The 9,205-nt window shown below is 68.4% G+C and carries 9 protein-coding genes and 2 pseudogenes; 7 read left to right on the top strand and 4 right to left on the bottom strand.

All coding sequences use genetic code 11. The features are described 5' to 3' along the window. Window positions 1-293 precede the first annotated feature (293 nt). Window positions 294-689 (bottom strand): cupin domain-containing protein, encoded by a 396-nt coding sequence (locus MYF83_RS41850; RefSeq protein WP_248966376.1) that lies wholly within the window; start codon window positions 687-689, stop codon window positions 294-296. Between the two features lie 50 nt (window positions 690-739). On the opposite strand from MYF83_RS41850, the gene MYF83_RS41845 reads away from it, so the two are divergent. The 7 genes from MYF83_RS41845 to MYF83_RS41815 all read left to right on the top strand — a co-directional run bounded on the left by MYF83_RS41845 (window position 740) and on the right by MYF83_RS41815 (window position 7,029). Further along, window positions 740-1,642, top strand: coding sequence for a helix-turn-helix domain-containing protein (locus tag MYF83_RS41845; RefSeq protein WP_248966375.1), 903 nt, complete (start codon window positions 740-742; stop codon window positions 1,640-1,642). Between the two features lie 316 nt (window positions 1,643-1,958). Next, a complete protein-coding gene (locus MYF83_RS41840; protein WP_248966374.1) occupies window positions 1,959-2,927 on the top strand; it encodes an ABC transporter ATP-binding protein in 969 nt (322 codons plus the stop codon). Further along, window positions 2,920-3,678 (top strand): ABC transporter permease, encoded by a 759-nt coding sequence (locus MYF83_RS41835; RefSeq protein ID WP_248966373.1) that lies wholly within the window; start codon window positions 2,920-2,922, stop codon window positions 3,676-3,678. Before MYF83_RS41840 ends, MYF83_RS41835 begins: the two co-directional genes overlap by 8 nt. Next, entirely contained in the window at window positions 3,675-4,433 is a 759-nt protein-coding gene (locus MYF83_RS41830) for an ABC transporter permease (protein ID WP_248966372.1), read from the top strand. Before MYF83_RS41835 ends, MYF83_RS41830 begins: the two co-directional genes overlap by 4 nt. A 10-nt stretch (window positions 4,434-4,443) precedes the next feature. Beyond that, window positions 4,444-5,595, top strand: coding sequence for a sensor histidine kinase (locus MYF83_RS41825; RefSeq protein ID WP_248966371.1), 1,152 nt, complete (start codon window positions 4,444-4,446; stop codon window positions 5,593-5,595). Beyond that, the gene (locus MYF83_RS41820) at window positions 5,592-6,197 is read left to right on the top strand and encodes a response regulator transcription factor (RefSeq protein WP_248966370.1); all 606 of its coding nucleotides are present in this window, start codon (window positions 5,592-5,594) and stop codon (window positions 6,195-6,197) included. The genes MYF83_RS41825 and MYF83_RS41820 overlap by 4 nt, the downstream gene beginning before the upstream one ends. A gap of 586 nt (window positions 6,198-6,783) precedes the next feature. Then, entirely contained in the window at window positions 6,784-7,029 is a 246-nt protein-coding gene (locus tag MYF83_RS41815) for an alpha/beta fold hydrolase (RefSeq protein ID WP_248966369.1), read from the top strand. Window positions 7,030-7,085: 56 nt separating this feature from the next. Here the strand turns inward: MYF83_RS41815 and MYF83_RS44725 are convergent. The 3 genes and pseudogenes from MYF83_RS44725 to MYF83_RS41805 form a co-directional block, all read right to left on the bottom strand. Next, a pseudogene (locus tag MYF83_RS44725) lies at window positions 7,086-7,205 on the bottom strand (peptide-methionine (S)-S-oxide reductase MsrA); the annotation flags it as partial. A gap of 115 nt (window positions 7,206-7,320) precedes the next feature. Beyond that, a complete protein-coding gene (locus tag MYF83_RS41810; protein ID WP_248966368.1) occupies window positions 7,321-8,538 on the bottom strand; it encodes a hypothetical protein in 1,218 nt (405 codons plus the stop codon). A 521-nt stretch (window positions 8,539-9,059) separates the two neighbouring features. Then, window positions 9,060-9,205 (bottom strand): annotated as a pseudogene (locus tag MYF83_RS41805) (IS3-like element ISAar4 family transposase); the annotation flags it as partial.

The raw sequence follows: 9,205 nt of genomic DNA, 5'->3' as shown, positions 1-9,205 counted from the left end.
GTCTCCCGGGGCGTAGTCCTGCTCAGGCACGCTCATACAGCTAGTTTACTACTTCGAGTAGCAAATAACTGGAATTCTCACTCCCATAGATCCAGCAACCGAGTCTCACCCCCTGCGAGAAGCGAGCTCGCCTGGCCGCCGCTGCACTCAGACGGGTCACTTAGCTTGACGCTGGTGTCGCCTATGCCGCAGTAGCCGTTGGGGTTCTTGTACAAGTACTGCTGGTGGTAGCGGTTCACTCCATGCGGCAGGTACGCGGGGCCGGCGAGGTGTGCATGGATTGCCCGGATGGATCACATGATTTCGTGGCCCGTTGTACTGTCCACGCTGTAGGGGATCTCTCCTTGGTGTCGGTCCCCTGTCGTCAGGGTGCCCGAAGGTTCGAACATGAGGATCGAGCCGCCTGGCGAGGACGGCTTGTGCTCGGTTCCCTTTGGCACCACGAAAGTGTCGCCCTTGTGGAGTACCACCGTGATCGCGCCGCCGGCGGCATCGCGTATGGCGATGTCGAACCGGCCGTCGAGGACGAGGAAGAACTCGTCGGTGTCATCGTGGACATGCCAGACGTGCTCGCCTCGGGTGTGCGCGATCCTCACATCGTAGTCGTTCATGCGAGCCACGATCCGCGGGCTGTAGACGGCGTCGAACGACGCCAGTGCCTCGGTCAGGTTGACCGGCTTGGTTTTCATGCCCTCGATTTTTCCCTGCAGCCCCGTAGCGGGACTTGTACGATGTTGATGTGAACGAGGAGGATCTTCCCGACTCGTGTCGCGTGACGGCATGGAAACCGTCGGTGCCTGGAATCTCCGAGGTGTTTCACGCCCGTATCGCCAACTACCGTTATCCCCGGCACTGCCACGACACGTGGACCGTCCTCATCGTCGACGACGGCGCCATCCGATATGACCTCGACACCCGTCACCACGGGGCCGTCGGCTACAGCGTCTCCGTCCTCCCGCCCGGAGTCGTCCACAACGGTTACCCCTCTGAGCGCTACGGCCGGTTCCGCAAGCGCAACCTCTACTTGAACCGCGGCTTTCTCCCGGCCCATGTCGTGGGTCCCGCCGTGAAGGCGTCCACCCTCCAGGACCCTGAGCTCCGGGCCGCCATCAGCCATCTCCACGACCGCCTCGTCACCCCCGATCCGCTCGACATCGAGATTCGGCTGGCCATGATCGCCGACCGCTTCCGCCTGCACCTCGAAGCCCGCGGCCCCGCTGCCCCCGAACCAGAACCGGCCCTCGCCGACCGACTCCGTGACTACCTAGACGGACACATCACCGCGAAAGTGACACTCACCGACGCGGCCTCCGTGTTCGGCAGGACCGTTCCTCACCTCGTTCGCAGCTTCAAACAGCGTTTCGGGATCTCCCCTTACGCGTACGTAACCGGCGCACGTATTGAACTGGCCCGCGCACGTATCCTGGCCGGAGAACCACCGGCGGTGGTGGCGGTCGAGGTCGGTTTCTACGACCAGGCGCACCTGACCCGCCACTTCAAACGCCACGTCTCCGTGCCGCCCGCCCAGTACGCGGCATCGAGCCGCCGCCGTGGCGAAACAGCGGAGCGCGAGGTCACAACGGTGCCGCCGGGGAGACCCGGCCCCGCTGGCAGGCGCCCTCGGATCGGTCACCCAGCTTGACGTTGGTGCCGCCGATGCCGCAGTAGCCGTTGGGAACCTTGAACAAATATTGCTGGTGGTAGCACTTCAATTGAGGCAATAGGTCTGGGCTAGCGCGGGTTGGACCGGAACTCAGCCCAAAGGTCGACCGCCTGCTGCAAGTCGAGCGCGGCGACGTCCCCGCGAGACATCCCGACGGTGTAGATCAAACGATCCGCGAGCCAATCCGGCACCGGCTCCCTGGGAGGCGGGTGCTCGACGCGAATGTGATCGGCCTGCTCGCGAAGTTGTGAATTGCTCACTGTTTCCGCCGCCGCCCCTGGCGAAGGATCAAGGCGTGACAGCGATTCAGGTGAACCACCTCAGCAAGAGCTACGGCAGATTCCAGGCGGTCAACGACATTTCGTTCGAGGTCGAGGCGGGGACGGTCTTCGCCTTGCTCGGCCGCAACGGCGCGGGCAAGACCACGACGATCGAGCTGCTCACCGGGTTCCAGAAGCCGGACACCGGTTCGGTCAGGGTGCTGGGCCTCGACCCGATCAGCGACCGCGCCCAGGTGCGCGGCAACGTCGGCATCATGCTGCAGGAGGCCGGATTCTTCCCCGACCTGACAACCGGGCAGACGGTCGAGATATGGCGTGACTTCACCCCCGCAGCGCGCCCCGCGAGCGAGGCGCTGGAGTTGGCGGGCCTGACGGCGAAGGCGAAGACGAAGGTGCGGCAACTGTCCGGCGGTGAGAAACGCCGCCTGGACCTGGCGCTGGCCCTGCTGGGCCGGCCCGACGTGCTGTTCCTGGACGAGCCGACAACCGGCATGGACCCCGAGGCCCGCCGCGACGTCTGGGAGGTCGTCCGCAACCTCGCCGCCCGGGGCACGACCGTGCTGCTGACCACCCACTACCTGGAGGAGGCCCAGCAACTGGCGACGAACCTGGCCATCATGGACAGGGGTGAGATCGTCGTCGGCGGCGACATGGCCGAGACGCTGGCCGCGCGGGTGGGGCGGGTCTCGTTCGAGCTGCCGTCCGTGATCCATCCCGGGGAGCTGCCGCTGCCCGCGACCGTGCGGGGCAGGCTCGCCATGGTCCAGGCCGCCGATCCCGACCTGGCCGCCCAGACGCTGCTGGGCTGGGCGAGCGAACGCGGCCTGCGCCTGCGCGGCCTAGAGGTCCGGATGGCCTCACTGGAAGACCTGTTCCTGGAACTGGCCAAAAACGACGAAATATCCCAAAACGACGCACCCGCCCAAAGGGACCGTGGAACCCGAAGCGACCGCCCTGCCCGGAGTGGTGACGCCCGTGCGTGAGGTGCTGGCCGTGGCGCGGCTGGGCGGGCGGCTGTTCTGGGGCGACGGGCGGGCCGTCGGCGGCATTGCGGTGCTCAGCGTCTGCCTGGGTGCGGGCCTGCCGTTGCTGATCGCCGCCTCGCTCAGGAGCCGCGACGTGGAGGTGGTGCTCGGCATGCATCTCGGCATGCTCGCCATGGTCCTGACCATCGTCGCGACCACCCAGACGGCCGTGACGCTGTCGACCAGGCGGGAGCTGCTGGTTCTCAAGCGGCTACGCGCCTCGGGCCTGCGCGGGCGGGCCATCATCGGCGGCGAGCTGGTCAACATCGTGACGCAGGCCACTCTCCTCTCGGCCCTCGTCTCGATGATCCTTTACACCTTCACCTACCTACCGCCACCCGAACTGCCGCTGCTGTTCGCGGCGTGCGTCGTCGCGGTGGCTGGGGTGCTGGCACTGATCGGCGTCGTCTTCTCGATCGTGACCCGCCGCCCCGACCTGAACGCCCCCGCCACGATCCCGTTCATGCTGGCCAGCGCGGCCGGGGCCGGAGGATATGGGCCGTTCGTCACCGGCCTCCTCCCCGGCTGGGTCCAGTGGACACTCGACCTGCTGCCGACCGGAGCGATGGTCGAGATCGCCAGACTCGCCTGCCGGGGCGGCGAGCTTACGACACTGACCGGGCCCGTCCTGAACCTGACCGTCTGGGCCCTCCTCGGCCTGGTCACCGTCCGCTTCCTCTTCCTCTTCCGATGGGACCCACGCCGATGAGCCTCACGGCCACCTACAAGCTGAGCGCCCGGCTGTTCTGGCGCGACAAGGGCATGCTGCCCGCCTCCGTGATCACCCCGCTGGGGCTGGCGATCGGGATGCCGGCGCTGATGCGCAATGTTCAGGCCGACGGCGTCACGGCCGCGGCGCAGATGTTCGTGGGGGCGCTCGCGCTCATCCTGTCGGGGACCGCGTTCCTGAACATCACCGTCGCCCTGACCATGCGCCGCGACCAGCTCCTGCTCAAACGGCTGCGCACCACCCGGCTCACCGACCGGCAGATTCTCCTCGGCGAGGTCGCGAACACCGTCACGCAGACGGTCGCCCTCATGATCGTGTCGGCCGTGGCCGTACACCTCCTGGCCGATGTGCCGCTGCCGAGGAATCCGGTGCTGTTCGCGGTGTTCGCGGTCGCGGGTTCGGCGGTGCTGGCGACGCTGGGGGTGGCATGGACGGCCGCGATCCCGCGCGGGGAGCTCGCAGCGGCCATGACGATGCCGTTCTTCTTCCTGGCCGGCCTCGCATCCGGGGCGATGGGCCCGATCATGAACCTGCTGCCCTCCTGGCTGCACCCATTCCTCGCCGCCCTGCCCACCAGCGCGGTGGTGGACGCGGTCCGCGCCTCCTACGGGCCGGGAACACTCGGCTCCGACCTGGTGGCGGCAGCCGTACCGACTCTGGTTCTGGCGGTGTGGGCGGGGGTCGCGCTGCTCTCGATCAGGAGGTGGTTCCGCTGGGAGTCCAGGAAGTCATAATGGGCCGACCATGAACTCCACCTCCGCGCGGCGGCTCGGAATCGCGCTGATCGTCCTGGTCTCCATCGGCTACACGATCATCCCCCTCGTGGTCTCCCTCGCGACCGCCTCCACGTCGCTCAACACCCGACTGCTCGTGGCGCTGACCGCTTTCTACTGGCCGCACTTTCTTCATGTACAGCAGGCGTTCACGGGCACCCGATCCCGGTGGCTCCCCTCGACACTGGCGGTGCAGGTGGTCGCCACCTACCTGCCGGAGGCCCTCGGGTTCACCAGCTGGTCGGCCGGGACCGCGCCGCTCCTGGCCGGGCCGGTGCTCCTACTGCTCCCGCTGCGCTGGGGCGGCGTCCTGGTGATGACGATGGCGGCGGTGGAGTTCTGGTGGCTTCAGGGCATCTTCCACAACGTGACCGGCTCGTTCTTCTACGCCCTCACCATCCTCATCACCGGCGCCATGATCTACGTCGTCGTGCGGCTGGTCCGGGTCACCGCCGAATTGGAGCAGGCGCGGGCCGACCTGGCGGAGGCGGCGGTGCTGAAGGAGCGGTTGCGGATCTCCCGCGACCTGCACGACGGGCTGGGCCACAGCCTCACCGCGATCGTGTTGAAGGGCGACCTGGCCGCCCGGCTCATGGACCGGGATCTCCCCGCCGCGAAAACAGAGGTCGGCGCGCTGGTCCAGGTGGCGAGGGAGGCCGCGCAGGAGGTGCGTCAGGTGGCTCGCGGCTACCGGCGGATGACGCTCGCCGATGAGGTGCACCGGGCCGCGGCGCTGCTTGAATCGTCCGGAATCGGCTGCCAGGTCAACCTCGCCGAGATCACCCCGTCCCGCGAGCCGGACGAGGCCCTCGCCTGGGCCGTGCGCGAGGGTGTCACGAACATCCTGCGGCACAGCCGCGCCACCACCTGTTCGATCACCACCTCGGACCGCGCGGGACGCACCCACCTGGAGATCGTCAACAACGGCCTCCCACCTGATGACGCGCAAACCGCTACTGACCCGGTCGGTGATGGGCCTGTTGGTGCCCAGCCTTTTGGTGGCGGGCTGGTCGGAGGCGGGCTGGTCGGGCTGGCGGAGCGGGCTGCGCAGGTGGGGGGCACGGTTGAGGCCGGGCGCACGTCCGAGGGCGGATTCCGGTTGACGATGGAGGTGCCCACGTGATCCGCGTTCTCCTGGCCGAGGACATGCACATGATCCGGGCCGCGCTCACCGCCCTGCTGCGCCTGGAGTCCGACCTGGAGGTGGTGGCCGAGGTGACGCGCGGGGACGAGATCGTCCCTGCCGCGCTGCGGGTGCGGCCGGACGTGGCGATCGTCGACATCGGCCTGCCCGTGCTGGACGGCATCACCGCCGCCACGCAACTGCGGGAGGTGCTCCCCTCCTGCCGCATCCTGGTGCTGACCGCGATGGGCCAACCGGGTCAGGTACGGCGGGCATTGTCGGTGGGCATCGAGGCGTTCCTGGTCAAGGACGCCCCCGGCGACCGCCTGGCCGACGCGATCAGGCGCACGGCGGCCGGACTGCGGGTGCTGGACGCGGAGCTGGTGGCCTCGGCGATGGAGCACGGAGAAAGCCCTCTCACCCCACGCGAGGCCACAGTCCTGCGCGAAGCCGCCCGAGGGGCCTCCGCCGAGGAGATCGCCGCCCGGCTGCACCTGTCGGCGGGCACCGTACGCAACTACCTCACCGGCGCGATCACCAAGACCGGTGCCCGCAACAAGATCGACGCCGTCCGCATCGCCGAGGACGCGGGCTGGCTGTGACTCCAGTGACAACACCACACAAAGCCCAGCCATGCCGACCGCGCCCCCGCAGCCACACCAAACTCCAGCGCAGACGCACCCGCACCCTGTGGGTGCCCGTAACTGGCAACCCCTATGCGACCAATTCGTGTAGGAGACCACCGAGCCGGTCTCGTCGGAGGGAACGCCGCAAGTGCTACTCCTGGCCGGTTCGCTGCCGGGTGACAGCCTCGTGCACGCCCCGAGGAAGCGCTCGACAGTCGCCTGGTCCGCGGTGTCGAACCGTCCCATGACGGCGACGATCTCATGGATGAGCGGACCGAAGAAGCTCCATCCGAGCGCGACGGCGCTCTCATCCACTTTCAGCAGCAGACGCCGACGGTCTCGGGTGTCGCGTTCCCGGCGCACATGACCAAGTCTTTCCAGACGGTCGATCACCGCCGTGGTGCCCGCGGAGTTGAGGCCTGGCACGCGCGCTGCCGTCCCTCATCCGGCCGACGGCCTCGCGCGCACGAGCCTTCCTGGCGTGAGAGACCGACGGTGCGGAAACCGACCCCGCCTGGCTGCGGCTGTACGGGCTGGCTGCGGAGTTCCCAGATACGAAAGTGTGATCGGAAAGCGGCCCAAGCCCGGATTGTTGCGCGCGCTCACGACGCCGACTCTGATGCTCCTCGCCGGGCGCAGCAGGGCTCACGCCCCTCATCGCGTCGCATCCGCCGTCATGCGCGTCCTGCCGCACGCGGAAACCGCGGTGCTACCGAACCTCTCCCATCACGCGATGCCATGGCACGAGGCCGCCGAGATCAACACTCACATCGTCGATTTTCTCGACAGGACCGCGACGCCTTCGTAGCCCGGAGGGCGAACGAGACCTCCGAGCATGCCGCCCAGAGGTCTCGGCAACCGCAGCTACTCCTCTGATGAAGTCAACCCCGTCGGGCACCAAGCCGAAGGGTCACCTGCGTTGACACCGGTGCCGCCGATGCCGCAATACCCATTTGGCACCTTAAAAAGGTACTGCTGGTGGTAGCGGTTCTCCTCGGGCAATAAATCATGCTGGGATCTCGCGACACTTGCTCCTGCCTCGGCGCCGGGACTCGCTGTGTCACAGATGTCGGCGGGTCATTGGACCGGATCGACGCCGTCAACGAGCCGCCCTATCACAATGCGGTCGCGCCCTTGTCCGCGGCCAGGCGAGCCGTGCCAGGCCGGCGGCCGGCAGCGCGACGGCCGGCGCCAGCAGCGCGACGATCATGGCGTTCCAGTACGGCAGCGCCTGGGTAGTGTGGTCATAAAGCCGGGAACCGACCGTCGCGTACACCGACCAGATGAACAGCGGCCCCGCCATGCCCGCCAGTATCCCCGGTCCGATGTCCGCGTCCCGTCGTGCCGTAGCCCACGCGGCCACCACGGCGGCCAGCGCGATCGACACGAAGACTCCCACGGGGAAGTCGTCCAGCCGGCCGGTAGCGTCGCCGGCGGTGAACAGCAGGACGAAGCAGACCAGTCCGAGGCGCGTCCCGGTATGCCGGAGCGCGGCGGCGCCTGCCGCCGCGCCGACGCCGCCACCCGCGAGGGACGCCATGAGCGCCACGGCCGGGGGGTCGTGCGGCGCGCCGAGCGCCTGGAGGTACTGCAGCGGCCCGGCCGTCACCGCACAGCCGAGCCACGCGGCCAGGGGCGGCGCCAGGAAACGCCCCTGGCCGGCGGGCATCCCGCCCGCGACGAGCGAGGCCAGCACCACCGAGGCGGCGGGATACCAGAGGGCACGGGTCAGGTCGCGATACCAGCCCGGCCCGTCATACTCGTGGTAGGCCTCCCATAAGGTCATGCCCAGTGCCTTGCTGGCGACGATCTGGCCGCAGGCGAGCACGGCGGCGAGCGCAGCCGTGAGCGCGATCGCGAGCATGAGGTGCCCGGCCTCGCCGGGATCGGCGTGCGGCAGCCGCCCGATCGTGGTCCGGTGCGCGCGAGTCACCCCAGCGGGATCGGCGTACGTCGTAACCGGATGCGCGGGGGCCGCCTGATCGGCCTGCGCCCTGGGCGGCCTCCCGGCCGCGATCGCGTAGGCGAGCACGGCCCCGATCACCCACCCTGGCCAGCCCGGCCGGACGGCCATGGCGTCGGCGAAATCCGGGCCGCCGCCGAAAGCGCCCTGTGAGATCTCGCCGATCAGAACGGCTGAGGCGCTGCCGTACAGGGTCGCGACCGCGGCCCTGACCGGCTTCCCCCGCAGGAGGCCCCCCGCCGCCAGGCCGGTCAGCACCCCCGCCGACTCGAGCCCGCCGGTCACCCTGAGGAGCACGGACACGCCCGGGCCCACGGCCGTAGCCACGATCACCGCGAGCACGACGCTCCGCATCTTCGACATCCGCACAGAAAATCACGACAAGACACAGCGTGACGGTGAATCTTGTGGACTCCAAGCCGAGCGGCTCAGGCGGGGCCCGCGGTGGCATCACGCTTGCCGCCCAGCGACGCGAACGCGCCCGCATCCGCAGCGAGAAACAACGCCGCCGGGGACGACCCGCCAACGAAGCCGCCTGACCAACCCCTGCGAACGTTCGTGGTTACCGCACTAGCCCGCACACCTGGCAACATATTCTCCTGCCCTCGGTGCCGGACCTGGCTATGTCATAGATCTGGGCGGGTCAGCCGACCTCAGGCATCGGTGTCCTTCGGATGACGGGGCGAGGCATAGACGATCCATACCGTGTGAGCAGTGTCATCGATCACGTAGCGCACCCAGCGAACGCATCGAGGCTGACCCCGGCCCACACCGGAGCAGCCCCGGCGGCCAAGGGCCCGGATCAACCAGTCAGCCGCAGGTTGGGCTTCGTCTGATCCGCCCTGCGCTTTCCGGACAGCTGCTTAACGGCTAACTCACGCTGCGAGCTGCTGATTCAGGTACTCGTCGTGGACCTGTTGCGGGGTCCGGTAATCGAGTCCTGAGTGGCGGCGCCTCGAATTGTATCGGAATTCGATGTAACGAGCAACGTCGCGGCGGGCTCGTTCGCGAGTCGGATATT

Source organism: Sphaerisporangium perillae (genome assembly GCF_023276435.1).
Classification (GTDB): Bacteria; Actinomycetota; Actinomycetes; order Streptosporangiales; family Streptosporangiaceae; genus Sphaerisporangium; species Sphaerisporangium perillae.
Note: the sequence above shows the minus strand (reverse complement) of the source record. Positions and strands in the feature narration are given on the sequence as shown.

What these genes read in the sequence shown, in the direction of transcription:
- MYF83_RS41810 (WP_248966368.1), bottom strand. Translation starts at nt 8,538, where the DNA reads ATGCGGAGCGTCGTGCTCGCGGTGATCGTGGCTACGGCCGTGGGCCCG.
- MYF83_RS41825 (WP_248966371.1), top strand. Translation starts at nt 4,444, where the DNA reads ATGAACTCCACCTCCGCGCGGCGGCTCGGAATCGCGCTGATCGTCCTG.
- MYF83_RS41850 (WP_248966376.1), bottom strand. Translation starts at nt 689, where the DNA reads ATGAAAACCAAGCCGGTCAACCTGACCGAGGCACTGGCGTCGTTCGAC.
- MYF83_RS41830 (WP_248966372.1), top strand. Translation starts at nt 3,675, where the DNA reads ATGAGCCTCACGGCCACCTACAAGCTGAGCGCCCGGCTGTTCTGGCGC.